Origin of the sequence: Neoroseomonas oryzicola, assembly GCF_012163135.1 — a bacterium.
Classification (GTDB): domain Bacteria; phylum Pseudomonadota; class Alphaproteobacteria; order Acetobacterales; family Acetobacteraceae; genus Neoroseomonas; species Neoroseomonas oryzicola.
In genome coordinates this window covers 351,524-376,854 of sequence record NZ_JAAVUP010000003.1, presented here as the reverse complement: position 1 = coordinate 376,854, position 25,331 = coordinate 351,524, and the positions used below count along the sequence as shown (strand labels likewise).

Genomic DNA, 25,331 nt, shown 5'->3' with positions numbered 1-25,331 from the left:
CGGCGCTCAGAAGAACGGGCTCACCGGCACCTTGGTGAACATCGGGCCGTCGAACCATTTCTCCCACAGGCGCTCGATGGTGCCGTCCGTGTGCAACTCGTACAGCGCGATATTGAGCCACAGGCGCAGTGAATCATTGTTCTTCGCGACACCAAGGCCGGAATAGGTCACGCCGAAGGCCGGCACGGCGGTGACTTCCCATTGCACCTGGCGGAACGGGCGCAGCGCGAAGCGCACGGAATCGATGCCATCGAAGGAGGCCTGCGCGCGACCCTGTGCGATGGCACGATTGCGGTCGGGGTAATTGTCCAGCAGCAGCACCTGCGCATTCGGGATGGCGCGCTGGATGTAGGGGATGGCGGTGGTGCCGCGCACTTGCGCCAGCGTCACCTCCGGCTTGTTCAGCGCCTCGATCGTCGTCAGGCCGCGCCCGGCGACGGAGACGATGCCGTAGTTCTCCGAATGCACCGGCACCGTGTAGTCGATCACCTTGGCGCGTTCGCTGGTGCGGGACATCGCGCCCATCACGAAGTCGATGCGCCCGGACGCGACCATCGGGATGCGCTCCGGCGAACCGACCGCCTGGAGCACCAGTCGCACGCCCATCTTCTGCGCGATGGCGGCGGCAACCTCGGGCTCGAAGCCGTCGATCACGTTGCGGTCGTTGAACAGCGCGCGCGGTGGCAGGGTCGGGTTGACGCCGACGCGCAGTTCGCCGGCGCGCAGCACATCTTCGAGCGGGCGGGCGGCGGCCTCCTTTGGCGTCAGCAGCGTGGCGGCGGCCGCAGCGGCGGCGGCGCCGCCCACGAAGATGGCCCGGCGGTCGGTCATGTTCGTTCTCCTTGGAAGCGCCGCGCCGTCAGTGGCGCAGGATGCGGGATGTGAAGTCGCGCAGCCGCGGGCTGGTCGGGCGGTCGAAGACGTCGGCCGGCGGGCCGACCTCCACCACCGATCCCTGGTCGAGGAATGCAACGCGGCTCGCCACCTCGCGGATGAAGCCCATCTCGTGGCTGACGATCAGCATGGTCATGCCGTCGCGCTGCAAGGCACGGATGGTGTCCAGCACCTCGCCAACCAGCTCGGGATCGAGCGCCGCCGTCACTTCATCGAGCAGCAAGATGTCGGGCTTCAGCGCCAGCGCGCGGGCGATGGCCACGCGCTGCTGCTGACCGCCGGAAAGCTCATCCGGATAGGCGTTCACCTTCTCCGCCAGGCCGACACGCGCCAGCAGCGCGCGGGCCTCCGCTTCCACCTGCCCGCGGTCGCGCTTCTTCACCAGAGTCGGCGCGATGGCGACATTGCGAAGCGCCGTCATGTTCTGGAACAGGTTGTATTGCTGGAAGACGATGGCGAAGCGATCGCGGGCGGTCCGCAGGCTGCTGCGGCTGGCGTAGTCCACCGGCGCGCCATCGACTGTCACCTGCCCGGCCTTCGGCTTCAGCAGCCCGACCAGCGTCCGCAGGATGGTCGATTTTCCCGAACCGGACGGGCCGATCAGCCCGATGACCTCGCCGCGCTCGACATCGAGCGAAACGCCGCGAAGCACATCGGCCTTGCCGCCATAGCTCACGGTCAATCCTGCGATGGAGAGGAATGCCAAGCGCGATGCCCCGGTTTTATTGTTGTCAGTTCAACATGGTTCAGGGCGAAGCGCCGCGCCGTCAAGCCCGCGTGACGGTTGCGCGCGGCGGCCCGTCGCCTATCCTTGCCGCATGGACCAACGCATCGCCGGGTTCTCGCGCCCCGATCCCGTCACCATCATGGTGCGCGGCCGCCCGTTCGTGGCGCATCCGGGTGAGAGCCTGGCCGCCGCGCTGATCGCCGCGGGGCTGTGGCGCTTCGGCGAGGGTGAGGACCCGGCCCGGCCGCGCGCGCCGGTGTGCATGATGGGCGTGTGCCAGCAATGCCTGCTGCGCGTGGATGGACGCCTGGTCCAGGCCTGCCTGACACCGGTCGTCGCGGGCCAGGTGGTGACGCCGGCATGATGCATGACGTCGCGGTGCTGGGCGGCGGCCCGGCGGGCATGGCAGCGGCGTCCGAGGCCGCTTCGGCTGGCGCCCGCACGGTGCTGCTCGAGGAATCCCCGCTGCCCGGCGGGCAGGTGTATCGTGCGTTGCCGGCCGGCTTCGCAGGCCCTGTCGATGCGGACCGGCGGACCGGCGATGCGCTGCGTGCGGCGCTGGCGGCGAGCGGCGCGGAACTCCGCACCGGCTGCCGCGTCTGGGGCCTGGGCGGCGGGCCGCTGGTGCCCCAGGGAACGGAGGCGTCGCCCTTCACGCTGTCCGCGCTCGGCGCCGATGGCGTGCCCTTCACCGTCACGGCACGCGCGCTGGTGCTGTGCACCGGCACGCATGAACGCATCATCCCGTTCCCGGGCTGGACGCTGCCCGGCGTGATCGGCCTGGCCGCCGCGACCATCCTGCTGAAGGCGCAGGGCGTGCTGCCGGGGCGTTGCGTGGTGGTGGCAGGCGTGGGGCCGCTGCTCTACGCGGTCGCTGCGAAGATCCTGGCCGGCGGCGGGCGCGTGGCGGCGGTCGTTGATGCGGCCAGCCGTGGCGAATGGCTGCGCGCCCTGCCGGCGCTGGCCGCGCGGCCGGACCTGCTGGCCCAGGGCCTTGCCTGGCGGGCGAAGCTGGTGGCGGCGCGCGTGCCGGTGCTGCCCGGCGGGCAGATCACCGCGGCAGAGGGCGACGGCGTGCTGGCCCGCGTGCGCGTCGGCGGCCGCGTGATCGAAGCCGACGCGCTCTGCATCGGCCATGGCCTGGTGCCGGCGACCGAAGCGACCCGCACCTATCGCGCGCGCCACGAACATCGCCCGGCGGATGGCGGCTGGGTGCCGGTGCTCGATGCGCGCCAGCGCACCTCCGTGCCGCTGCTCTACGCCGCAGGCGATGGCGCGGGCGTGCGCGGCGCGGCGGCCGCGCCGCTGGGCGGACGCATCGCGGCTCGCGCGGCGCTGGAAGACCTCGGCATCGCGGGCATGGGCGCGGCCAGCGATGCCGCCGCCCTGGACCGCGCACGCCGGGCGGGTGCCGCGATGGCGCGCATGATGGCGCTGCGTCCCGCCCTGGTCGAAGCCATCCCGGCGGAGACCGTCATCTGCCGCTGCGAAGGCGTCACGCGCGCGGCGATCGACACCGCGGCCGCCACGGGCGCGGCCACGATCAACCAGCTCAAGCATTTCACACGCTGCGGCATGGGCCCCTGCCAGGGGCGCATGTGCGGGGAGGCAGCCGGTGCGCTGCTCGCCGCCGCGCGCGGCGTGCCGGTCAGCGAGGTGGGCTTCGCCACCGGCCGCATCCCGCTGCGCCCGGTGCCGATGGAAGCGATCCTCGGCGCCTTCGACTACGCCGATATTCCCGTGCCGGCGGCCGCGCCGATATGACCGCGACCTTCGACGTGGCGGTGGTCGGCGCCGGCGTGATGGGATGCGCCACCGCGCTGTTCCTGGCGCGGGGCGGCATGAAGGTCGCGCTGCTCGATCGCGGGGAGATCTGCCGCGAGGCGTCGGGCGTCAATGCCGGCACTCTGACCATGCAGATGACCCGCGCGGCGCTGATCCCCTATGCGCTGCGCGCGCACGAGATGTGGCTGACCATGCCGCGCTGGTGCGCCGGCGGCGACGTGCTGGCCACCGCCTGTCCCGGACTTTCCGTCGCCTTCACCGATGGCGAGGTCGCGATGCTGGAGGAACGCGCGCGCATCCGCCGCGCCGCCGGCGCGCCGATCGAGCTGATCGACGGCCGCGCCGCGCAGGCGATCGAACCCGGCCTGGCGGATGGGGTGAAGCTGGCTGGGCACTGCCCGATCGACGGCTTCACCTCGGCCTATCTGACCGGGCGCGCCTTCCGGCCCGCGCTGCTCGAGGCGGGTGTGGCGCTGATGGAAAACACGCCGGTGCGCGGCGTGGATGGGCGCTTCGCGCTGGAGACGCCATCGGGCGTGGTGCGCGCCACGCGCCTGGTGCTGGCCGGCGGCGTCTGGCTGCAGGACATGGCGGCCTGGCTTGGCATAGACCTGCCGATCAAGGTGCTGGTGAACCAGCTTGTCGTGACCGAGCGCATGGCGCCGGTGATGCGCACCGTGCTGGGCGTGGCCTCGGGGCTGCTCAGCCTGAAGCAGTACGCCAATGGCAGCGTGCTGATCGGCGGCGGCTGGCAGGGCATAGGCGACCGCGCGCGGGGCGGCGTCGCCGTGCGGCCGGAGAATTTCCTCGGCAATGTCCGTCTCGCCGCGCATACCGTGCCGGCGCTTCGCGAAGCGCGGGTGCTGCGCTCCTGGCTCGGCCTGGAAGCGGAGACGGCGGATGCGCTGCCCGCCATCGGCCCGATCCCCGGGATCGACGATGCCTGGATCATCGGCAGCGTGCATTCGGGCTATACCAGCGGCCCCTACATGGGCCGGATCCTGGCGCAGGCGGTGCTGGGCGAGGCCCCTGACCTGCCGCTCTTCCCGATCGATCGCCTGCTGAACGCCCGGAGCAACGCCGCATGAAGTTCCACGGCATCTATCCCAGCACCGTGCTGCCGATGCGCGCGGATTTCTCGCCCGACTGGGACGCCTATGCGGCGCACACCGCCCATTGCGTCATGCGCCCGGGCATCCGCGGCGTGCTGATCAACGGGCATGCCGGGGAGAACTACGTCATCTCCCGCGCCGAGAAGGCCCGCGCGGCGGAGGTCACGCGCGCCACCGTCGATTCGTCGCGCCTGGTGGTCGCCGGCGTGAACGCGGAATCGAGCCTTGAAGCCGCGGAGGAAGCGAAGGACGCGAAAGCCGCCGGCGCCGACGCCATCATGGTCTTCCTGCCCAATGCCTTCGCGCTGGCACACACCACGGCGATGGCGGTGCTGCACCACCGCATCATCGCCGATGCCGTCCCCGGCATGCCCATCTTCCTGTTCCAGGCGCATCACGCCGCCGGCCGCATGGGCTTCACGCCCGAGACGATGGCCGAGCTGCTGAAGATCGAGACCGTCGTCGGCATCAAGGAAGGCGGGTGGGAGGTCGATGGCTACGACGCGCTGCGCCGCCAGGTGAAGCACCTGCGGCCCGATGTCGCGGTCTGCGCCAGCGGCGACGAGCACCTGCTCGCCTGCATGGTGCATGGCAGCGACGGCTCGCTGGTCTCGCTGGCCGACCTGATGCCGGACGAGATCGTGGCGCTCGATGCCGCGGTGCGCGCCAACGACCTGCCGACGGCGCGCGCGCTGCACGAGAAGCTCGAGCCGCTCGCCGAGGCGATCTACGGCGCCCCGCCCGGCGGACGCGCCACCGCGCGCCTGAAGTGGTGCCTGCGCGAGATGGGCATCATCCCCAACGCCACCGTCCGCCCGCCCCAGCCGCCGGTGGATGCGGCGGACGCGGCGGCGCTGAAGGCCGCGCTCAAGGCGTCGGGATTGTAGGCACCGGGCGCGCCACCAGCCGCCGCTCCGCCGCCCGGGCGAGCGAGGCCAGCGCCCAGGAGACGCAGAAGTACAGCACCAGCGCCGTGCCGTAGGTGAGCATGGCGCTGAAGCCGCGCTGCGTCAGCATCTTGGCGGCGAAGGTGATCTCGATGAAGCCGATCTGCGAGACCAGCGAGGTCTCCTTCACCATCGACAGTACATGCACGATCGATGGCGGCAGGATCACGCGCCAGGATTGCGGCAGCACGACGCGGCGCAAGGCGGACAGCGGCGGGAAGTTCATCGTCAGCGCGGCCTCCCATTGCTGGGGGCGCACGCTCTCGTAGCCGGCGCGGACATTCTCGGCGGCCAGCGCGCTCATGCGGATGGCGACCGCGGTGACGGCGATGGCCCAGAGCGGCGCCTCGATCTTCAGCGCCTGGCTCAGGAAGAAGACCAGCAGCAGCAGCACCAGGAAGGGGATGCGGCGGAAGGCCTCGACCCACAGTATCGCCGCGGTCCGCACCGCGGCCAGCGGCATCACCTGTGGCAAGCGCAGCGTGGCCAGTACGAAGCCCAGCGCGTAGCCGATCGCACAACCCACCACCGAGGCGACCAGCGTGTTCAGCACCGCCTGGCCAAGGAACAACATGTTCCACCAGGTGAAGAAGCGCGGCGCCTCGTTGGCCAGGATCTGCCAGGCGGACATGGCTCAGAAGGCTCGCGCCTTGACGCGGAACAGCCAGCTCCCGAGCCCCCAGAGCAGCACCGAGGCGATGATCGTCAGCGCGATGTAGATGAGCGCGGTGATCGAGAAGATCTCGACCGAGCGGAAGGAGATGGCGTTGGCGTTCAGCGCCCGCCCGGTGAGTTCCTCCACCCCGAAGATGGCGGCCATCGAGGTGCCGAGCGTCATGATGATGTAGTGGTTGGACAGCGCCGGATAGAGCGTGCGCACCACATGCGGCGCGATCACGTACCAGACCGTCTGCGCACGGGAGAAGCCGAGCGTCTCCGCCGCGTCCAGTTCGGCCTGCGGCACGCTCGCGAAGCCGGCGCGCTCGATCTCGGTCAGGTAGGCGCCGGCGTTCAGCGTCATGCCGATCAGCACGGCCGCGATGGGGGAGAGGATCACGCCGAATTCCGGCAGGGCGAAGAACAGGAAGAAGATCTGCACCAGCTGCGGCGTGTAGGTGAAGAAGCGCACATAGCCGAGCATCGGGATGCGTGCCCAGAAAGGCCCCTGCGTCAGCACCGCCGCACCGAACAGGCCGATCAGCAGCCCGCCGGCGAAGGCCACGAGCGCGATCCACAGCGCCATGCCCGCGCCGACCAGCAGGTCGGGCAGGTAGTGCAGGACCTGCCCGTATTGCAGCGTCACGTCAGAACATCGGGTTGAAGGGGATGGGCGTGGTCATGGGCACGCCGAACCACTTCTCCCAGGTGGTGTTGACGAAGCCGCTGCGGTGCATTTCGAACAGCACCACGTTCAGTGGATCGCGCAGGGAGTAGTTCCCCTTCTGCACGCCGATGCCGACCCAGAAGCTGGCCAGGACCTGGTCCAGGATCTTCCACGGCACGACCTGGAAGTTGCGCATCGGGATGACCACCGATTCCGCGACATCCACCATGGCGTCCGCACGGCCCTGCGCCAGGGCGCGGAAGCAGTCGGGGTAGTTGTCGAGCAGGGTGACCTGCGCCTGCGCGGCATTCGCCTGGAGCCAGGGCACGCCGACCGTGCCGCGCACCTGCACCATGCGCACCGCGCGGTTGTTGAGATCCCCCGGCGCGTTGATAGGCACCGCCGTGCCGCTCGCCTTGGTCAGCACCACCATGGACTGGGTGTGCAGGGGCTGGGTGTAGTCGATCACCAGCGCGCGCTCGACGGTGCGGGTGATGGCGCCCAGCACGATGTCGATGCGGTCGGCCTGCAGGAAGGGGATGCGGTCCGGGCTGCCGACCTGCACGATCTCCAGTTCGACATTCATCCGCCGCGCGATCTCGCGCGCGATGTCGGCGTCGAAACCGTCGATCTGGTTGCGGTCGTTGAAGGTGCCGAAGGGCGGCAGGGTCGGGTTGATGCCGGCACGCAAGCGCCGGCTGGACAATACCTGATCGAGCGGGCGGGCGGATGCGGGCTGCACCGCGCCTGCGGCAAGCACGCCGGCGGCAAGACCGAGGACGGAGCGGCGATGGGTTCGGTGCATTGGGGGACCTCAAGCTGACGGGCCGCGGCCGCGCTGTGCCGCCGCATCCAACGACGCGTAGCCTAAGTAGAGCCCTCGCCTGCCGCAAGATCAGTGCGGCCGGGCTGCACACCAAGGGCGATGATGGACGCGTCGCTCCGCGCGTCTCGAGTTAGGCCCCCGTGGGGGGTGGCACGCCCGGGCGCTGGATCGACGGAACACTGGAATCAGCAAGGCATCCGCATGGACATGATCCGCCGGCCGCGAAGAGGGTCGCTCACGCGGCCCATCCCCCATCGTGCCGAGCGCCTGATCAACAACGGTATCGAAGCATGGCCTCATTGTAATTGGCGTCGCCGGACTCGTCGTAGGCTCTCTGGTTTCCTCGCCCATGCGCAAGCACGGGACATCTCGATAGACGCGCCGGAAGTGCTGTCGCCAGGGCAAGTTGCGGGCGATGGCCGTGGCGGCGCCTAACGCAAGGACCAGGCCGCTGACGTGTCGGTCGGCCATCTCATCGGGTCGTGCCTGATCGATTGGTCGCACCTTCTCGGCACGCTGGCCAGGATCGACGGGCGGGACGATCGCGCTTGGCGGGAGGGGGCAGATGAGGTGAAGCGGCCGGATGCGAGATCGCATTGTCCAACGATGCGGCGACGCGAGATCTCCCCGGAGAGAGCAACAGCATGATCCGCCGTTTCGCCTGGCTTCGCGCCACCTCGGGGCGAATGGTCGGGTGCGCGACGATTGTTGCGCGGCCCCGCCGTGGCCTGACCTGCGGGGCTCGGGCTGGTAGTACCCGGATCATCCGGTGCCGAACCGGAGCCCGAAGATGACGCCGCTTTCCGACACGCAGCGCGTGATCCTGAGCAAGGCCGCGCAGCACGAGGCGCTGCTCGCCACCCCGCCTGACAAACTGCCCGTCGCGGCGCGGCAGTCCGTCCTGCGCGGCCTGACGACGAAGGGGCTGCTCGAGGAGGTCCCCGCCCCTTGCGAGGCACCCTGGCTGGCTCGCAGCGGGCGCCGTGCACCACGCGCGACCCCCCACCCCGCGCCTTCTGCGCAGCGGCACCAAGCAAGAGGCCGCTCTGACCCTGCTCCGCCGCGATGAAGGCATGACCATCGCTGAGGTGATCGAGGCCACCGGCTGGAACCCGACACGCTCCGCGGCTTCCTCGCGGGGCTCAAGCGTCGCGGCATCACTTTCGCGGTGCTGGAGCGCATCCGGCAGGTCGGGCCCGGCAAGCAGGGCGCGAAAGGCTCCTACTCGATCTACCGGATCACTGCGGCGGTCAGCACGGCCGGCTCGCTGGCCGAGGCCGGCTGGTGCGCCTCAGGGCAAAGGCACCTCGCCTGGCGGTCGGGCCCATCCGGGTCTCGACCGCCGAACAGGGGAATAGCGGGCTGGGTCGCGAGACCCAGCAGGCCAGCATCCAGTCCTTCGTCGCAATACAAGGCTGGACGCTGATAGCGGAGTATTCCGACATCGCCTCCGGCAAGGACGACCGCCGGCCGGGCTTCCAGGCGGCGCTGGCCCGCTGTCGACAACCGGATGCCGTGGAGATGGCAGAGCGGATCGATTGCATCACTCGACGCGCGCACCCATGAACAGCGCATTCGCAGAAAGCTCCGGCGGATGGAGCACGACGACAAGCAGGAAGTCGCCAACAGCCCTCTTGAGGCGGCCATCCGTGCAGCGCGAACCCGTCTCAATGGGACGCATCGGGATCTCCCGGCGGAGGAAATCGAGCGGCGCGTTCAGGCCGTGCATGGGCGCGGCTTGAGGCCAACGACCGCGACTGTGAAGTCATCGCCGGGCAACCCCCACCGACGTCCGTGCGAGACGAAAGGCCGCAAGGAAAGCCGAGGGCGCCAAACGGCGATCCGCGCGTCGAGGATGGTCTGGACTGGGGCTGTGCATCAGCACCAATCCTTTTCCATGCGTCGGGCGACAGCCTCGGATGACCTCATGATCAAAAGCGTGGGGGCCGGGGAGGTGATGCCGGGTCGACGTTCGACCCGGCGGCGGCCAGGGAAGTCAGGGCGACGGCCGGTCCTCATCGAGGGACCGTCGTGCGGCGTCGTGGGGAAGCCCCAGACGGCCCCAATGGTGCCCAATCGATGCTCGGAAAGGACCCGGAAACGCCAAGCGCCCACGGGTTCCATCGGGTGGAAACTGCCGGATGTCTGCGGAAAGAATGGGGCAGCGGTGGGAACCGGAGACCGAAGTTCTCTGGTCGCATGGCAAGACCGGGTCCATGCACCGGGCTTCAGCACCCGCTGAAGATCGACCTGGGCCGAGCGTACCGTCATCGCCGACAAGGCGGATGTCCCGCCGTGGCGAGCTTTGTCGGCCAACATCACGCGGAAGACCCTTGTTGTATCTCTTGCTGCCGGCGTGGGCTGTTTCATGGCCGCCGCGCTCCGGCGCCACTGAGACAGAGTTGAAATCGCGCGCCGATTTCTACCTCTTAGCCACTCCCGCGCCGGATGATCTCAAAGCCAATATCGAGCACCTGCTCCTGCGGCATCGCGCCTGCAAGACGATCGATGATCAGCTTCGCAGCGGAACGCCCGATCTCGCCGGCATGCAGGCGCACCGTCGTCAGTCCAGGAGGTATCTCCGCGGCGATATCGAAATCGCCGATGCCCGTGATTGCGATCTGCGCCGGCACGTCGATGCCGCGCCGCTGGCATTCCAACATCGCGCCAATCCCGTGCGCGTCGGTGGCGCAGAAGATCGCGTCGAGGCGCGGTTCAAGCTGCAGCAGCTTCTCCACCGCCTGGTGGCCGCGCGCATAGCCGCCCACCCCCTCATGCGCCGGCAGCGTGAGGTCCACGCGCAATCCTGCGGCTTCCAGAGCTTCGACGAAGCCTCGTCGCCGCTCTGCGAAGCGCCGAACGACTGGTGCCGGGAAATCCACGTAACCGATGCGCCGCCTGCCGGTGCCTATCAGATACTCCGCCATGCGACGGGCGGCGGCGCGGTTCGAAAAGCCCGCCGCCATGTCGAGCGGCGGCTGGTCGAGGTCCCAGGTCTCGACCACCGGAATGCCGGCCTGGCGGATCATCGACTGGGCAGCCTCGCCGTGATCGACGCCGATCACGACAAGGCCCTCGGGCCGATGCCCAAGCACGGTCGCCACCGCGCGCAGTTCCTCCTCGGCCGAATAGCCGCAATCGGCGAGGAGCAACTGGTAGCCCGCCTCGCGCAGCGGATCCGACAACGCCTGCAGCGTCAGGCCGAACTGCGAATGCGACAGGGAGGGAATGGTGGCTGCGATGACGCGACTGCGGCGCGATGAGAGCTGCGCCGCGGCGAGGTTGGGGACATACCCCAGGCGCGCAGCCGCCTCCGCAATGCGCGTCCGCGTTTCCTCGGAAACGCGCCCTGCATTGCGATAGGCGCGGGACACCGTCATCACCGATACCCCGGCCGCGGCAGCGATGTCGGTCATGCGCGTCCAGCCGCGCTCTGGCTTTCCCTTGGACTTGCGGATTGGCGGCCCTCCCCCGAGCCAGCATGCAGGAGATCGGTATCGACCGCCTGCCCTTGCCGCACAAGCCGCCAAAAGATCGCTTGCGTTAACGATAACGCAACTGGCAGGCTGAGGGCCTGGGAACGATGAGGAGCGCCGATGCCGGGTGCCCGTGATCAATTGCGCGCCTGGATCGATGCCGATGAGGCACGGGTGACAGCCTTCCTCAGCGGCTTCCTGCAGGCGAAGTCGCCGAACCCGCCCGGCGACACGCGGGAGGCCTGCGCCTTCGTCACGCGGTTCCTCGACCAGGAGGGCCTGCCCTGGCGCATCGTCGCGGCGCAGGACCACCTGCCGAACATCGTCGCATCCCTGCACGCCCCGCAGCCCGGGCGGCACCTGGTCCTGAACGGCCACATGGACGTCTTCCCGGCCATCCAGGATCTGCCAGGAGAACGCGGGCAATGGTCAGGAGCGGTCGAGGATGGCCGCATCTACGGCCGCGGCGCCGCGGACATGAAGTGCGGAACCACCGCTTCCATCTTCACCTTCCTCTATCTCTCGCGACTTGCACCGGAACTACGCGGACGACTGACGCTGACGATCGTCTCCGACGAGGAAACCGGAGGACGCTGGGGCACGAAGCACCTCTTTGAGAGCTGCCCCGACGACGTTCTCGGCGATTGCTGCCTGAACGGGGAGCCGAGCGGTGTCGCCACGGTGCGCTTCGCCGAGAAGGGCACGCTGCGGATCGAGATCACGATCCGCACCACCGGCGCGCACGGCGCCTATCCGCATCTGAGTGCGAGCGCGATCAAGATCGCCGGCTCCATCATGCGGGACCTGGAGACCCTCGGCGAGATGCGCCCCGATCTGCCGCCGCGCATCGCCGCGTTGCTGGCCTCGGCCGAGGTGCGCGCGGCCATGGAGGAAAGCCTGGGTGCCGGCGCCCCGGCGATCGTGGGCATACCCACGGTGAACATCGGCACCATCCGCGGCGGCCTGAAGATCAACGTGCTGCCGGATGAATGCGTGATGGAGGTGGAGGTCCGGGTCCCGCCGGGACTCGACCGCACGCAGGTGATGGCGGCGTTCGAAGCCATCCTCGCGCGCTATCCCGAGGCGACCTTCGAGACGCGCCCCGACCACAGCTACGACTCCAGCTGGTGCGACCCGGACGGCGAGATGGCGACGATCCTGCAGGACAATGTCGAAGCCCTGCGCGGCGTCCGCCCTCCGGCGATCGTCAGCCTCGGCGGATCCGACGCGCGCTATTGGCGCTGGCGTGGAATCCCCGCCTACCTCTACGGCCCCTCCCCTCGCAGCATGGGCCGCCGTGACGAGCATGTGACGATCGGGGAGATGATGCACGTCCTCCGCGTCCATGCGCTGTCCGCCTTCGATTACCTGACCCGATGAGAGGATGCCGGCGATGATGAAGCGCAGGGACGGCTTCAAGGCAGGACTCGCGGCAGCGGGCCTGATATTCGGTCGAGGCGCTGCGGCGCAGGCCAACCGCGACGCGGTCACCATCCTGGTCCGCAACGACTCGGTCGGATTCGATCCGCACAAGGTGACAGGACGCGGCGCCGCCGAAATCCTGTTCATGATCACCGACACGCTGGTGGCGCTCGAGGACGACCAGAAGACGGTCCATCCGCTGCTGGCCAAGTCCTGGACCGTCTCGCCCGACGGGCTCACCTACGTCTTCGAGCTGCGCGACGACGTGACCTTCCACAGTGGCCGGAAGCTGACGGCCGAGGACGTGGTCTTCTCGCTGAAGCGGCTGATCGATCCTGCGACGCGCTCCCCTGCCGCCTGGCGCGCGGGCGCGGTGAAGTCGATCACCGCGACCGGCCCCACCACGGTCGAGTACATCCTGGAGCGGCCCTACAACGAGCTGCTGCTCCAGCTCGCCCAAAGCTTCGGCGCGATCATCGACCGCGAGGAAGTCGCGGCGATGGGCACCGAGTACGGCTCGCGCGGACTGAACGGCACCGGACCCTTCCGATGGGGCGAATGGCGCCCGCGCGACCGCTTCGTCCTGAACCGGCACGATGCCTATCGCTGGGGCCCGGCGATCTACGACAATCGCGGTCCCGCCCATGTGCGGCAGGTGGTCTGGCAGGTGGTGCCGGAAGAATCGACCATTGTCGCATCCACAGCCACCGGCGGCGGCGACATCACCTATGTCGCGCCCGAATGGGCCGTGGAGCAGTTGCGACGCAACCCGCGCCTGACGGTCACGCAGCCACGCGTGTCCAACTACAGCGCCTTCCTTGGCTTGCGCACCAATCGCGAGCTGACCGCAGATCCGCGGGTACGCCAGGCGATGAGCCTGTGCATCAACCGCGAGGAACTGGTCCGTACGCTCTGGTTCGGCCAGGCCGATGTCGCGACGTCCTTCATCAATCCGGTGACCCTGGACTTTTCGGACCGCGGCCGTGTCGGCTTCGACAAGGCGCGCGCCGAGGCGCTGCTCGATCAGGCTGGATGGGCGCGCGGAGGGGACGGCATCCGCACCAAGGACGGCAAGCGCCTGGCGCCCGAAGTCATCGCCGCGAATACGCCGGGTTGGCGGGCGCGGCTCGGCGCCATCCAGGGGTACATGCGCGCTGTCGGCGTCGATCTGCGCCTCCTGATGCCGGAACCCGCAGCGGCGATGGCACAGATCAACGCCTCGCCGAACTACGACGCCTATGCGCTGTTCACGCCATATGGCACGGCGGGGGAGGCGCTGATGTCCTTCCATTCCAGGAATATCCCGGCGCCGAACCGCGTGAACTGGCGCGATGCCGAGACCGACAGGCAACTCGATGCGGGCCAGGTCGCGCTTCAGGATGCGGCACGCGCCGAGGCCTATGCCAAGGTGCAGGGCATCGTCGCCGAGCAGGCGCTGGTGATTCCGCTCGCGCATGAGAAGCTTTTTCTGTTCACCAATCAGCGCGTGACGGGGGCGAAGCCGCACGGGATCTACAACTGCGGCATCTACAAGGGGCTCGATCTCCGGATCGCACGGTGACCGGCTTGCTCGCACCCGACTTCGCGGCGACGCCCTATTGGTGGCGGGCCGCGCCGCCGCCGGAAGCGATGCCCGGCACGCTGCCCAAGGCCAGCGACGTCGTCGTGGTGGGCGGCGGCTATGCCGGGCTGTCCGCGACCCTGACCATTGCACGGGCGGGGCGGTCCGTTTGCGTCCTCGATGCCAACAGCCCTGGATGGGGTGCGAGCACGCGCTCGGTCGGCATGATCGGCGGCCGGCTGCGGCAGGGCTATGCGGCGCTCGCCGCGACGTTGGGCGACGCCGGCGCGATCGACCTGATGTGCGAGGCGCGCGACGCCTATGCCTGGTTCCGTGGCTTCGTGGATGCCGAAGGCATCGACTGCGCGATGCGCATCACGGGCCGCCTGCTCTGCGCCTGGACGCCCGCTGATCTCAGGCGGCTTGGTGGATTGGCGCGCTTCCTGTCGGCACGCATCGGCATTCCCGCCGAGATGCTGGATCGCGCGGCGCTGCGCAAGGAGCTCGGCAGCGACCTGCACCATGGTGCGATGCTGCTGCCGGAGGATGGTGGCCTGCATCCGGCGCAGTTGCATCGCGGACTGCTGGATGCCGTCCAGCGTGCCGGCGCAACGGTGCTCGCCCCAGCCGCGGTCAGGCGCATCGGGCGCGACCCGGATGGCTTCAGGCTGTCGACGTCGATCGGAGAGATCGCGGCGCGCGACGTGCTGCTGGCCACCAATGCGCATACCGGGACGGAGTTCCCCTGGTTCCGCAAGCGCGTCATCCCGGTCGGCAGCTACATGATCGCCACGGAATCGCTGCCGCGGAAGCTGCTCGACGAGTTGATACCGAAACACCGGCTGGTGAACGACACGCGGCAGCTCGCCTATGCCTTCCGTCGCGCGCCGGATCAGGATCGGCTGCTGGTGGGCGGACGTGCCTCCGCACTCGATCACGCTGATCCGAAGCGGGTCGTATCCGGACTCCACCGCATCATGCGCCGTCTGTTCCCGGAACTGGCCGACGTCCGGATCAGCCACGCCTGGGGCGGGATGGTCGCCTTCACCTTCGACCGGCTGCCACGCATCGGAACGCATGACGGCATCCACTACGTGCTCGGCTGCAACGGATCGGGGGTGGTGATGAACACCTATCTCGGCAGCAAGGCCGGTGCGCGATTGATTGGCACCCCCGATGGCGCGACACGGTTTGCGCGAGACGATTTCCCGACCCACCCACTCTACACCGGATCGCCATGGTTCATGGCGCCCCTCACCGCCTGGTACGACCTGCGTGACCGCGCCGCGCGGCTCGCCGCACGCTGACCACCGAGGATCTTCATCATGACCTTTTCGATCGCTGCACGCTGCCCCGAGAGCGGGATGTTCGGCATCGCCATCGCGACCTCCTCGATCGCCGTGGGCAATCGCTGCCCCTGGGCGCGCGCCGGCGTGGGCGCGGTGACCACCCAGTACCGCAGCGATATCCGGCTGGGCCCGCTCGGGCTTGAGCTTCTGGCGGCAGGCAAGAGCGCCCGCGAGACGGTCGATGCGCTGGTGGCGCAGAGCGAGTTTCCCGAGTTCCGCCAGGTCGGCGTCGTCGATCGCCACGGCGGCACGGCCTTTCATTGCGGCGGATCGATCAACGGAGCCAATGCCGGCGCGGAAGGCGAGGGCTGTGTCGCGACGGGCAACGTCATCGCGCATGACGGCGTACCGCGCGCCATCGTCGCCGGCTATGAGGCGGCGCGTGGGATGCCCTTCGCGGAGCGACTGCTGGCCGGCGTGGATGCCGGCCTTGCCGCCGGTGGCGAGACGCAGCCCATCATGTCTGCGGCACTCCTCATCGTCGACAAGCAGGACTGGCCGCTGGTGGATCTGCGCGTAGATCACCAAGAGCGCCCGTTGCGAGCGCTGCGGCGTCTATGGATGCTCTACGAACCGGAAGTCGATCACTACGTCACGCAGGTGTTGCGCCCTGCAGAAGTGACCCCGATCGCTGAGCGTCGTGCCGCGATTCAAGCAGCGGAAGAACGTGCGCGAGCGCTACCTGAATAGTGTCGACCGCGTTTGCCGGCAGCAGCAGGGTTGCGCGACCTGCATACGCTTTGGGTCGCAGCCTCCCCTGACCCCGCGCGGCTAGGCGAATGTGCCGCGGCCGCCATAGCTCTTCGGATCCGGCACGCCCGCTCCCCTCGTCCGCGCAGTGGGCAGCGGCTTTGACCATCCGGATCAAGCCAGCGAAGCACGCGCCATTCTCCGGCGCCGCATTGGATCGGAGTCGACGGGCAGTCTGAAGGATCTGTTCGCCGCGGCGCCGCTGGACGACATCGACTTCAGACGGTCCCGCTACACTGGACGCGTGATCGACCCGTGACCTAGCCTGCCGACACCAACATCATCTCCGAGATCCGGAAGGGTCCGCGTTGCCATCCTGGCGTCGCCGCCTGGTGGCCGCGGTCGAGGATCGTGACCTGTTCCTCAGCGCATTGACGTTGGGCGAGATCCGCCGAGGAATCGAGGACGTCAGCCGTCGTGACCCGGCCAAGGCCGGCGCGCTGGAACACTGGCTCCGCGACGTCTCCGGCGCATGCGGGCGGACGTCGGCAGCGCGATCCGTCCCGGGCATTGATGTGCTGCTGGCTGCGGCGGCCCAGCGCCACGATCTCGTTCTGGTCACCCGCAATACGGCCGGCTTCAGCGGGCCCCGCGTGCGGACGCTGAACCCGTTCGACGAGGCGCGAGCGTAGAGGCGTATCGACGGCCCCGACGCGCATGGGCGTCTTTATGCGCTTTTTACACCGCGCCCGCGGATCTCTCATCGATCCTTTGCGCGCCACCCCGCTACGCCCATGGGCCGGACACGCGATGTCCGCACCCGTCCTTCGGCATTGGGGCGCACCATGATCGACCTTCTCCTGCTGGCGCTCGGCGTCGGTATCTTTGGCCTGATGGCCGCCTATGTGGCCGGCTGCGAGCGGGTGTGACCGCCGTGACCGAGCTGATCCTCGGCGGCGCCGTGGCCGCCGCTCTTCTCCTGTACCTGCTGTGGGCATTGCTCCGCCCCGAGGACCTGTGACGCCATGACCGCGATCGGCTGGGCGCAGATCGCCCTCATCCTCGGGCTCGTCGTCGCGACGGCCGTGCCCCTCGGGCGCTACACCGCGGCCGTCGCGGCGGGCCGCGTCACCTTCCTCGCGCCAGTCGAGAAGCTGTTCTACGACGCGGGCGGCGTGGATCCGGCGCGCGGCATGGGCTGGAGGGCCTATACGCTGGCGATGCTCGCGTCCAACGCAGTCGGCTTCCTGCTGCTCTACGCGATGCTCCGCCTGCAAGGCGTGCTGCCGCTGAACCCCGAAGGCGTGGGCGGCCAGTCCGCCTGGCTCGCCTTCAACACGGCGGTCAGCTTCACGACCAACACCAACTGGCAGGCCTACAGCGGCGAGAGCGGGCTATCGTACCTCAGCCAGATGGCAGGGCTGACGGTGCAGAACTTCCTCTCCGCCTCCACCGGCATCGCGCTGGCGCTCGCCCTGAGCCGTGCCTTCGCGTCCGGCGGCGTGAAGGATCTCGGCAACTACTGGGCCGATCTCGTTCGCGTCACGCTCTACCTCCTCTTGCCGCTGGCCTTGATCCTGGGGCTGCTGCTTGTCGCCGGCGGCGTGCCGCAGAGCCTCTCATCCTACGTCCAGGCGACAACGCTGGAGGGCGGGACGCAGACCATCCCGCTCGGTCCCGCCGCCTTCCAGGTCGCGATCAAGCAACTCGGCACCAATGGCGGCGGCTTCTTCGGCGTGAACTCCGCGCATCCGTTCGAGAACCCGACGGCCTGGACCAACCTGCTCCAGACCTGGGCGATTCTCGCCATCCCCTTCGCGCTCTCGCTGACCTTCGGGCACATCGTCGGCGACATCCGCCAGGGCTGGGCGCTGTTCGCCGCGATGATGGGCTTCGTCGTCGCGGGCGTGGCCATCGTCTATGCGGCCGAGGCCGGGGGCAACCCGCTCCATATCGCTGCCGGCGTGGACCCGGCGATGGGCAACATGGAGGGCAAGGAAGTGCGCTTCGGCATCGCCCTCTCCGCGCTCTGGGCGGTCGCGACGACCGGCGCATCGAACGGCAGCGTGAACGCGATGCTGGACAGCTTCACGCCGCTCGGCGGCCTGGTGCCGATGCTGATGATCCAGCTCGGCGAGGTGTTGCCGGGCGGCGTCGGCTCCGGCCTCTACGGCATGCTCGTCTTCGTGCTGCTGGCGGTGTTCGTGGCTGGGCTGATGGTCGGCCGCACGCCCGAATACCTCGGCAAGAAGGTGGGCGCGAAGGAGGTGAAGCTCGCGATGCTCGCGGTGCTCATCCTGCCGGCCTTCATCCTCGGCTTCTCGGCGGTGGCCGCAGTGCTGCCGGTGGCGATCGCGTCGGTGCAGGATGCGGGGCCGCACGGCCTGTCCGAGATCCTTTACACCTACACCTCCGGCGCCGGGAACAACGGTTCGGCCTTTGGCGGGCTGACCGCCGATACACCCTGGTTCAACACGACGATGGGCCTGGCGATGCTGTTCGGCCGCTACGGCGTGATCGTGCCGGTCATGGCGATCGCTGGCGCGATCGCGGCGAAGCCGAAGCTCGCCGCTTCGACCGGCACCTTCCCCACCCACACGCCGCTTTTCATGGGGCTGCTGGCCGGCGTGATCCTGATCCTCGGTGGCCTGCAATTCATGCCCGCCCTCGCCCTCGGCCCGGTCGCGGAGCACCTCGTGCTCGCCGCCGGCAAGACCTTCTAGCCGCCCGATGACCGCGGCACCGCAGGTGCGCAGGTCTGAATCGGCCGGCCAACTCGCTTGAGGCCATCCACGATGGACGCCACCCCTGCCTTCCACCCGGGCGAGGCCCGCCGCGCGACGCGCGGCGGCGCCCTGCTCAACGGCCCGATCGTCCGGCGCGCGATGCTGGATGCGATCGTGAAGCTCGATCCGCGCCGCCTGCTGCGCAATCCCGTGATCTTCGTCACCGAGGTCGTCTCCATCCTGGTGACGATCCTGGCGGTCCGCGCCGCCGTGCTGGGAGAGCCTTGGGCCTTCCAGGCCGGCATCGCCCTCTGGCTCTGGCTGACCGTGCTGTTCGCCACCTTCGCCGAGGCAGTGGCGGAGGGCCGCGGCCGCGCCCAGGCCGACAGCCTCCGCCGGGCGCGGACCGAGGCGCAGGCAAAGCTCCTGCTGCGCGCCGACGACCGCGCGCTGTGGCAGCCGCGCGCCGCGACGGAACTGCGCGTCGGCGATCTGGTGCTGGTCGAGGCCGGCGACCTGATCCCCTCCGACGGTGAGGTGGTGGAGGGCATCGCCAGCGTGAACGAGGCCGCGGTGACCGGCGAGAGCGCGCCGGTGATCCGGGAGAGCGGCGGCGACCGCAGCGCGGTCACCGGCGGCACGCTCGTCGTCTCCGACTGGATCGTGGTGCGCATCACCGCCGCACCCGGCTCCACCTTCCTTGATCGGATGATCGCCCTCGTGGAAGGCGCAGCCCGGCAGAAGACGCCGAACGAGATCGCGCTCGACATCCTGCTCGCCGGCATGACGATCATCTTCCTGATCGCGGTGGCGACGCTGGTGGGGCTCGCGAGCTGGAACGGCACGCCGCCCTCGGTGCCGGTGCTGGCCGCGCTGCTGGTCACGCTGATCCCGACGACGATCGGCGGCCTGCTCTCGGCCATCGGCATCGCGGGGATGGACCGCCTGGTTCGCTTCAACGTGCTGGCGACCAGCGGCCGCGCGGTGGAGGCGGCGGGCGACGTGGACGTGCTGCTGCTCGACAAGACCGGGACGATCACGCTTGGGAACCGGCAGGCGGCAGGGTTCATCCCGGTGCCCGGCGTGACCGAGCGCGACGTGGCAGAGGCCGCCGTGCTGTCGAGCCTCGCGGACGAGACGCCGGAGGGCCGCTCCATCCTCGCCTTCGCGCGGGAGCGGCACGGCATCGAGACGCCGGCGCTGCCCGAGGGTGCTCGGGTGATTCCCTTCACGGCACAGACGCGCATCTCCGGCCTCGACCTGCCGCATGGCGCCTACCGCAAGGGCGCCGTGGACGCTCTGCTGCGCAGCCTCGGCGGGGAAGCGCCGCCCGAGCTGCGCGCCGCCGTGGAGCGCATCGCGCGCGCCGGCGGCACGCCGCTGGCCGTTGCCCGGAACGGGCAACTTCTCGGCGCGATCGAGCTGAAGGACATCGTCAAGACCGGCATGCGCGCCCGCTTCGACGCGCTGCGGAAGATGGGCATCCGAACGGTGATGGTGACCGGCGACAACCGGCTCACAGCTGCGGCCATCGCCGCCGAGGCGGGCGTGGACGACTTCATCGCGGAGGCCACGCCCGAGGACAAGCTCGCCTACATCCGCGAGGCGCAGGCGGAAGGCCGCCTGGTTGCCATGGCGGGCGACGGCACCAACGACGCGCCCGCGCTGGCGCAGGCCGATGTCGGACTGGCCATGCAGACCGGCACCCAGGCGGCGCGCGAGGCCGGCAACATGGTCGATCTCGACAGCGATCCGACCAAGCTGATCGAGGTGGTGGAGATCGGCAAGCAGCTGCTGATCACCCGTGGCGCGCTGACCACCTTCTCCATCGCCAACGACGTCGCGAAGTACTTCGCGATCCTGCCGGCGATCTTCGTCGCATCCTACCCCGAGCTCGGCGCGCTGAACGTGATGGGCCTCGCCTCGCCCGAGAGCGCCATCCTCTCGGCCGTCATCTTCAACGCGCTGATCATCGTGGCGCTCGTGCCGCTGGCGCTCCGCGGGGTGCGCTACGTGCCGGTCGGCGCGGCCGCGCTGCTGCGGCGCAACCTGCTGATCTACGGTCTGGGCGGCGTCGCCGCGCCGTTCCTCGGGATCAAGATCATCGACGTCATCCTCGTCCTGCTCGGGATTGCCTGACCATGACCGCTCTCCTCCGCCCCGCCCTCGCCGTCGTCGGGCTCTTCACGCTGCTGCTCGGCCTGGCCGTGCCGCTCGCTTTCACCGGGATCGCCGGCGTGGTCTTCCCGGACGAGGCCGGCGGCAGCCTCCTGGAGCGCGACGGCCGGGTCGTCGGTTCGGCGCTGCTCGGCCAGAATTTCGCCTCGGAGCGCTACTTCCACCCGCGCCCCTCCGCGACGACGCCCGACCCCTACAACGCGGTCGCCTCGGCGGCGTCGCAACTCGGACCGACATCGGCGGCGCTGCTCGAGGCGGTGACGGAGCGCGTCGCAGCGGCGGGCGGCGGGCCGGTGCCTGCGGACGCCGCCACCGCGTCGGGCTCCGGCCTCGACCCGCACATCAGCCCGGAGAACGCCGCGCGCCAGGTGCCGCGCATCGCGGCCGCCCGTGGCCTGCCGGAGGCCCGCGTGGCGGACCTCGTCGCGCGCCAGACCGAGGGCCGGCAATTCGGACTGCTGGGGGAGCCGCGCGTGAACGTGCTGCGCCTCAACCTGGCGCTCGACGCGCTGCGCTGAGCGCCATGCCCTGATGGCTTCCGCGCAGCGCCCCCACTCGGCCCTTCCGTGCGCGCCGGCACAACCACCGCACGGCCGGCCACCGCCCTGCTATCCTGCGGCCGATGCCTGCTGACCCAGCCCGCCCCGATCCCGAAGCCCTGCTGGCGCTTGCGCGGCGGGAGGGTCGCGGGCGGCTGAAGGTGTTCCTCGGCGCCGCGCCCGGTGTCGGCAAGACGATGGAGATGCTCGCCGAGGCGCATCGCCGCCGCGCCGGCGGATCGGACGTGGTGGTCGGCATCGTCGAGACCCATGGCCGCGCGGAGACCCAGGCGGCGATCGGCGACCTCCCGATCCTGCCGCGCAGCCGCATCGATTACCGGGGCCAGGCGCTGGAGGAATTCGACCTCGATGCGGCGCTGGCACGGCGCCCGCATATCCTGCTGCTCGACGAGCTGGCGCACACGAATGTGACGGGCAGCAGGCACCCCAAGCGCTGGCAGGACGTGGAGGAGCTGCGCGAGGCCCGCATCGAGGTCTGGACGACGATGAACGTCCAGCACCTCGAGAGCCTGTCGGAGGCCGTGGCGCGCATCACCGGCGTCCGCGTGGCGGAAACCGTGCCCGACCGTATGCTGGCCGAGGCGGACGCCGTCGAACTGATCGACATCCCGCCCGCCGAGTTGATCGAGCGCATGCGCCAGGGTCGCATCTATCGCCCCGACCAGGCGAGCCGGGCGCTGCGCGGCTTCTTCAAGGAAGGCAACCTCGCCGCGCTGCGGGAGATGGCGCTGCGCCGCACGGCCGAGCGCGTGGATGCCGACGTCACCGGATACATGCGGGCGAACGCCATCGCCGGCCCCTGGCCGGCCGGCGACCGCGTCATGGCCCTGATCGGCGCGGATCCGTCGGCCGAACTGGTGGTGCGCGAGGCACGGCGCGTGGCGGATGCGTTGAAGGCGCCGCTCGTCGCGCTGCATGTCGAGCAGGATACCGCGGATGCCTCCGCGGATCCGGGCCCGGCGCTGCGCCTGGCCGAGCGGCTCGGCGCGCAGACCGAAACCACCGCCGCCGCCGACCTTCCCATCGCCATCCTGCGTGAGGCGCGGGCCCGCAACGCGACGCATCTGGTGATCGGGCGCGGCCGTCCGGGCTGGTGGCGGCGCATGACAGGGCGGACGCTGTCGGCGACGCTGCTCCGCGACGCCACCGACTTCACGCTGCACCTGGTGCCGGAGCCGGCCCGGACGCCACGGCGCCTCCGCGCGGAACCTCGCGCGCTGCCGGGCTGGACCGGCTGGGCGGCGACGCCGGTTCTCGTCGCGGCGGCGACCGCGGTCGGCATTGCCTTCGACGGAGCCGTGCCGGAGGGCGCCCTCGGCATGGTCTATCTGGTGCCGATCGTCGCGGCGGCGGTGGGGTTCGGGCCGATCCAGGGCGCCTTCGCCGCCGCACTCTCCTTCCTGGCCTGGAACTTCCTGTTCCTGCCGCCGCGCTACACCCTGACGATCGCCGGCCCGCAGGACGTCGTCGGCGTCGTCGTGTTCGCCCTCGTCGCCTTGCTGCTGGCCGGCACGACGGGCGGCCTCGGCCGCTCCGTCCGGGCAGCGCGGGCGCGCATGCTCGGCCTGCGCCGGCTCGTGGAGTTCAGCCGCCGGCTCGGCGCGCCGGGCGACAAGGGCGACCTCGTGCTCGCCATCGCGGAGGAGGCGTCGCGCATCGCCGGCGGGCCCGCCTGCGTCCTGCTGCTCCTGCCGCCGCTGCCGGGTGAGAGCGCCCCGGAGCCGGTCCTGCGGGCCAGCGTGCCGATCGAGGCCGAGCCCGACGACGCGAGCATGGCCGCGGCGCGCTGGTCGGCCGCCAACCGGCGCCCGGCCGGACGCGGCACCGATACCTTGCCCGCGGCCGCCTGGCAGTTCCGGCCGATGCGCACGGCGCACGGGCTGGCGGGGCTGGTCGGGCTGCGTCTGCCGGAGGAAGCCGGGCCGCTGGACGGCGAGGCCGACCGGGCTCTCGATGCCCTGCTCGACCAGGCCGCGGTCGCGTTGGAACGGGCGGAACTCATGGAGGAGCGGGCCCGCGGCGAGGCCCGTGCGGAGACCGAGGCGCTGCGCACCGCCCTTCTCACCTCGCTCGGCCACGACCTGAAGACGCCGCTCACCTCGATCCGGGGCGCGATCGGTACGCTGCGAACGGCAGGCCCTGCGCTTTCGGAAGAGACGCGCGCCGATCTCCTCGCGACCGCCGAGGAGGAAACCGAACGGCTGTCGCGCTGGATCTCGAACATCCTCGACATGGTGCGCATCGAGAACCGCCAGATCGCGCCGCGGCGGGAGACGGTGGACCTCGCCGACGCGCTGGAGACGGCGGCCGCCCGGGCGGTCCGGGCGCATGGCCGCGAGGTGGTCCTCGACCTCGCATCGCGGGCCACGGCGCCACGCCTCGATCCTGCGCTGCTCGACCAGGTGCTGGCCAATCTGCTCGACAACGCGCTGAAATTCTCCGGACCCGCGGGCCGGGTGGTGCTTCGCCTGAGCCGGGAGGGGCCGGAGGTGGCGATCGCGATCGAGGATGACGGTCCGGGCATCCCGCGCGAGGATTTGCATCGAGTCTTCGACCCGTTCTTCCGCGCGACCCGCACGGACCGCGTCGGGGCGGGCAGCGGGCTGGGGCTGGCCATCTGCCGCGGGCTGGTGCAGGCCATGGGCGGGCGGATCGCGGCCGAGAGCCCGGTGAAGCCGGACGGAAGCGGGACGCGGATGGTGGTTAGGTTCCCCGGCGGATGAGTGAGAAGACGTCTCCGCGCGTCGCCGACGCGACCCGGCCACGCATTCTCGTCGTGGACGACGAGCCGCAGATCCACCGCTTCCTGGCCCCCGCACTCGAGGCCGCTGGCTACAAGCCGCTTCGGGCCGAGACGGTGGCCGAGGGGCTGCGGGTCGCCGCCGAGCGGTCGCCGGCATTGGTGCTGCTCGACCTCGGTCTGCCGGACGGCGACGGCAAGACGGCGATCCCGAAGCTGCGTGGGTTCACGCAGGCGCCGATCGTGATCCTGTCGGCGCGCGATCAGGAGGCCGAGAAGGTTGACGCGCTGGACGCCGGCGGCGACGACTACGTCGAGAAGCCCTTCGCACTCGGCGAGCTGCTCGCCCGAATCCGTGCCGCACTTCGCCGCGTGGGGCGGCACCTGCCTGAGGTGCCGGAGACGGTCGTCCGCGTGGGCGGCCTGGAAGTCGATTTCGCCCGACGCACGGCTCGTGTCGAAGATGGCGAACCGCTGAAGCTCACGCCGAGAGAGTGGGATCTGCTAGCGGCCTTGGTGCGCGGTGGCGAGGGAAGGGTGATCACCCACCGCCAGCTTCTGACATCCGTCTGGGGGCCGGCCCATGCGGAGGAGACCCAGTACCTTCGCGTCTATGTCGGCCACCTCCGGCAGAAGCTCGGCGCCGCATCACGCTTGATCCGCACCGAGCCGGGCGTCGGCTATCGCTTTGGCACGGACGACCACTGACGCATGCGGCAGGTCCCAGCTCGTCTCCAGTGCCAGCATCCGCGACGAGACCGTGCTGGGACGACCCTCGAGGTTCGGAGACTCTCCGGTCTCCGTGCCCCGAATTCCGCGCTGGTTCCGCCCTCGACCCCTCGAGGTCCGTGCGAGAACCCCGGCCAAACCCGCGCCTCGGCGCGGTGCCGCAACCATGAGAGCCAGGTGGTGGGAGAGAAGATTGGAGCAGCGGTGGGAACCGGGGACGGAAGTTCTCTGGCGCGCCATCGCGGTCAGAGGTGGCCGCCGGGTCTCGACCGGCGCCGATCACAT

At 70.0% G+C, this 25,331-nt stretch carries 25 protein-coding genes; 18 read left to right on the top strand and 7 right to left on the bottom strand.

The window, feature by feature from the left end; genetic code table 11:
- Window positions 1-6: 6 nt before the first annotated feature.
- Both GWK15_RS13335 and GWK15_RS13330 read right to left on the bottom strand, forming a co-directional pair.
- A complete protein-coding gene (locus GWK15_RS13335; RefSeq protein ID WP_168041821.1) occupies window positions 7-831 on the bottom strand; it encodes a transporter substrate-binding domain-containing protein in 825 nt (274 codons plus the stop codon).
- Between the two features lie 28 nt (window positions 832-859).
- Window positions 860-1,570 (bottom strand): amino acid ABC transporter ATP-binding protein, encoded by a 711-nt coding sequence (locus GWK15_RS13330; RefSeq protein WP_338147246.1) that lies wholly within the window; start codon window positions 1,568-1,570, stop codon window positions 860-862.
- Window positions 1,571-1,712: 142 nt separating this feature from the next.
- Here GWK15_RS13330 and GWK15_RS13325 point away from each other — a divergent pair, with 142 nt between their 5' ends.
- The 4 genes from GWK15_RS13325 to GWK15_RS13310 are packed head-to-tail and all read left to right on the top strand — an operon-like array spanning window position 1,713 to window position 5,405.
- Entirely contained in the window at window positions 1,713-1,985 is a 273-nt protein-coding gene (locus GWK15_RS13325) for a 2Fe-2S iron-sulfur cluster-binding protein (RefSeq protein ID WP_168041819.1), read from the top strand.
- Window positions 1,982-3,385 carry an FAD-dependent oxidoreductase gene (locus tag GWK15_RS13320; protein WP_168041818.1) on the top strand — a complete coding sequence of 468 codons (1,404 nt, stop codon included), beginning with the start codon at window positions 1,982-1,984 and terminating at the stop codon, window positions 3,383-3,385. The genes GWK15_RS13325 and GWK15_RS13320 overlap by 4 nt, the downstream gene beginning before the upstream one ends.
- Window positions 3,382-4,494: an NAD(P)/FAD-dependent oxidoreductase gene (locus tag GWK15_RS13315; protein WP_168041817.1), complete on the top strand. Its 1,113-nt coding sequence runs from the start codon at window positions 3,382-3,384 to the stop codon at window positions 4,492-4,494. Before GWK15_RS13320 ends, GWK15_RS13315 begins: the two co-directional genes overlap by 4 nt.
- The gene (locus tag GWK15_RS13310) at window positions 4,491-5,405 is read left to right on the top strand and encodes a dihydrodipicolinate synthase family protein (protein WP_168041816.1); all 915 of its coding nucleotides are present in this window, start codon (window positions 4,491-4,493) and stop codon (window positions 5,403-5,405) included. The genes GWK15_RS13315 and GWK15_RS13310 overlap by 4 nt, the downstream gene beginning before the upstream one ends.
- Here the strand turns inward: GWK15_RS13310 and GWK15_RS13305 are convergent.
- The 3 genes from GWK15_RS13305 to GWK15_RS13295 are packed head-to-tail and all read right to left on the bottom strand — an operon-like array spanning window position 5,386 to window position 7,594.
- Window positions 5,386-6,096 carry an amino acid ABC transporter permease gene (locus tag GWK15_RS13305; RefSeq protein WP_168041815.1) on the bottom strand — a complete coding sequence of 237 codons (711 nt, stop codon included), beginning with the start codon at window positions 6,094-6,096 and terminating at the stop codon, window positions 5,386-5,388. The two genes, GWK15_RS13310 and GWK15_RS13305, sit on opposite strands and share 20 nt — an antisense overlap.
- Window positions 6,097-6,099: 3 nt before the next feature.
- Window positions 6,100-6,768, bottom strand: a complete 669-nt coding sequence (locus GWK15_RS13300) for an ABC transporter permease subunit (RefSeq protein ID WP_168041814.1) — start codon at window positions 6,766-6,768, stop codon at window positions 6,100-6,102.
- 1 nt (window position 6,769) lies between these two features.
- On the bottom strand, window positions 6,770-7,594 hold the full coding sequence (locus GWK15_RS13295; protein ID WP_168041813.1) for a transporter substrate-binding domain-containing protein: 825 nt from the start codon (window positions 7,592-7,594) through the stop codon (window positions 6,770-6,772).
- Window positions 7,595-8,598: 1,004 nt separating this feature from the next.
- Between GWK15_RS13295 and GWK15_RS26690 the strand changes: the two genes are divergently transcribed.
- Together GWK15_RS26690 and GWK15_RS26685 are read left to right on the top strand one after the other, a co-directional pair.
- On the top strand, window positions 8,599-8,973 hold the full coding sequence (locus GWK15_RS26690; RefSeq protein WP_168041812.1) for a DUF3489 domain-containing protein: 375 nt from the start codon (window positions 8,599-8,601) through the stop codon (window positions 8,971-8,973).
- Entirely contained in the window at window positions 8,900-9,181 is a 282-nt protein-coding gene (locus tag GWK15_RS26685) for a recombinase family protein (protein ID WP_168041811.1), read from the top strand. The genes GWK15_RS26690 and GWK15_RS26685 overlap by 74 nt, the downstream gene beginning before the upstream one ends.
- On the opposite strand, the gene GWK15_RS13280 is transcribed toward GWK15_RS26685, so the two are convergent.
- Window positions 9,159-9,344 carry a basic helix-loop-helix domain-containing protein gene (locus GWK15_RS13280; RefSeq protein ID WP_168041810.1) on the bottom strand — a complete coding sequence of 62 codons (186 nt, stop codon included), beginning with the start codon at window positions 9,342-9,344 and terminating at the stop codon, window positions 9,159-9,161. The two genes, GWK15_RS26685 and GWK15_RS13280, sit on opposite strands and share 23 nt — an antisense overlap.
- Window positions 9,345-10,044: 700 nt before the next feature.
- Window positions 10,045-11,031, bottom strand: coding sequence for a LacI family DNA-binding transcriptional regulator (locus GWK15_RS13275; protein ID WP_168041809.1), 987 nt, complete (start codon window positions 11,029-11,031; stop codon window positions 10,045-10,047).
- A gap of 180 nt (window positions 11,032-11,211) precedes the next feature.
- Between GWK15_RS13275 and GWK15_RS13270 the strand changes: the two genes are divergently transcribed.
- The 12 genes from GWK15_RS13270 (at window position 11,212) to GWK15_RS13220 (ending at window position 25,025) form a co-directional block, all read left to right on the top strand.
- Window positions 11,212-12,471, top strand: coding sequence for a M20/M25/M40 family metallo-hydrolase (locus GWK15_RS13270; RefSeq protein ID WP_168041808.1), 1,260 nt, complete (start codon window positions 11,212-11,214; stop codon window positions 12,469-12,471).
- A 13-nt stretch (window positions 12,472-12,484) separates the two neighbouring features.
- Window positions 12,485-14,074 (top strand): ABC transporter substrate-binding protein, encoded by a 1,590-nt coding sequence (locus GWK15_RS13265; protein WP_168041807.1) that lies wholly within the window; start codon window positions 12,485-12,487, stop codon window positions 14,072-14,074.
- A complete protein-coding gene (locus GWK15_RS13260) occupies window positions 14,071-15,381 on the top strand; it encodes an FAD-dependent oxidoreductase (RefSeq protein WP_168041806.1) in 1,311 nt (436 codons plus the stop codon). Before GWK15_RS13265 ends, GWK15_RS13260 begins: the two co-directional genes overlap by 4 nt.
- Window positions 15,382-15,399: 18 nt before the next feature.
- Window positions 15,400-16,113, top strand: a complete 714-nt coding sequence (locus GWK15_RS13255; RefSeq protein WP_168041805.1) for a DUF1028 domain-containing protein — start codon at window positions 15,400-15,402, stop codon at window positions 16,111-16,113.
- Between the two features lie 392 nt (window positions 16,114-16,505).
- Window positions 16,506-16,805 (top strand): PIN domain-containing protein, encoded by a 300-nt coding sequence (locus tag GWK15_RS13250; RefSeq protein ID WP_209442183.1) that lies wholly within the window; start codon window positions 16,506-16,508, stop codon window positions 16,803-16,805.
- Window positions 16,806-16,907: 102 nt separating this feature from the next.
- Complete coding sequence (locus GWK15_RS26325; RefSeq protein WP_272870033.1) at window positions 16,908-17,042, top strand: hypothetical protein; 135 nt, start codon at window positions 16,908-16,910, stop codon at window positions 17,040-17,042.
- The gene (gene kdpF / locus GWK15_RS13245; protein ID WP_209442182.1) at window positions 17,039-17,134 is read left to right on the top strand and encodes a K(+)-transporting ATPase subunit F; all 96 of its coding nucleotides are present in this window, start codon (window positions 17,039-17,041) and stop codon (window positions 17,132-17,134) included. Before GWK15_RS26325 ends, kdpF begins: the two co-directional genes overlap by 4 nt.
- A gap of 4 nt (window positions 17,135-17,138) precedes the next feature.
- A complete protein-coding gene (gene kdpA / locus GWK15_RS13240; RefSeq protein WP_168041804.1) occupies window positions 17,139-18,836 on the top strand; it encodes a potassium-transporting ATPase subunit KdpA in 1,698 nt (565 codons plus the stop codon).
- Window positions 18,837-18,908: 72 nt separating this feature from the next.
- The gene (kdpB, locus tag GWK15_RS13235) at window positions 18,909-20,978 is read left to right on the top strand and encodes a potassium-transporting ATPase subunit KdpB (RefSeq protein ID WP_168041803.1); all 2,070 of its coding nucleotides are present in this window, start codon (window positions 18,909-18,911) and stop codon (window positions 20,976-20,978) included.
- Between the two features lie 2 nt (window positions 20,979-20,980).
- Window positions 20,981-21,535: a potassium-transporting ATPase subunit KdpC gene (gene kdpC, locus GWK15_RS13230; protein WP_168041802.1), complete on the top strand. Its 555-nt coding sequence runs from the start codon at window positions 20,981-20,983 to the stop codon at window positions 21,533-21,535.
- Between the two features lie 104 nt (window positions 21,536-21,639).
- On the top strand, window positions 21,640-24,300 hold the full coding sequence (locus GWK15_RS13225; protein WP_168041801.1) for a sensor histidine kinase: 2,661 nt from the start codon (window positions 21,640-21,642) through the stop codon (window positions 24,298-24,300).
- Window positions 24,297-25,025 (top strand): response regulator, encoded by a 729-nt coding sequence (locus GWK15_RS13220; RefSeq protein WP_168041800.1) that lies wholly within the window; start codon window positions 24,297-24,299, stop codon window positions 25,023-25,025. The genes GWK15_RS13225 and GWK15_RS13220 overlap by 4 nt, the downstream gene beginning before the upstream one ends.
- The last annotated feature ends 306 nt before the right edge of the window (window positions 25,026-25,331 follow it).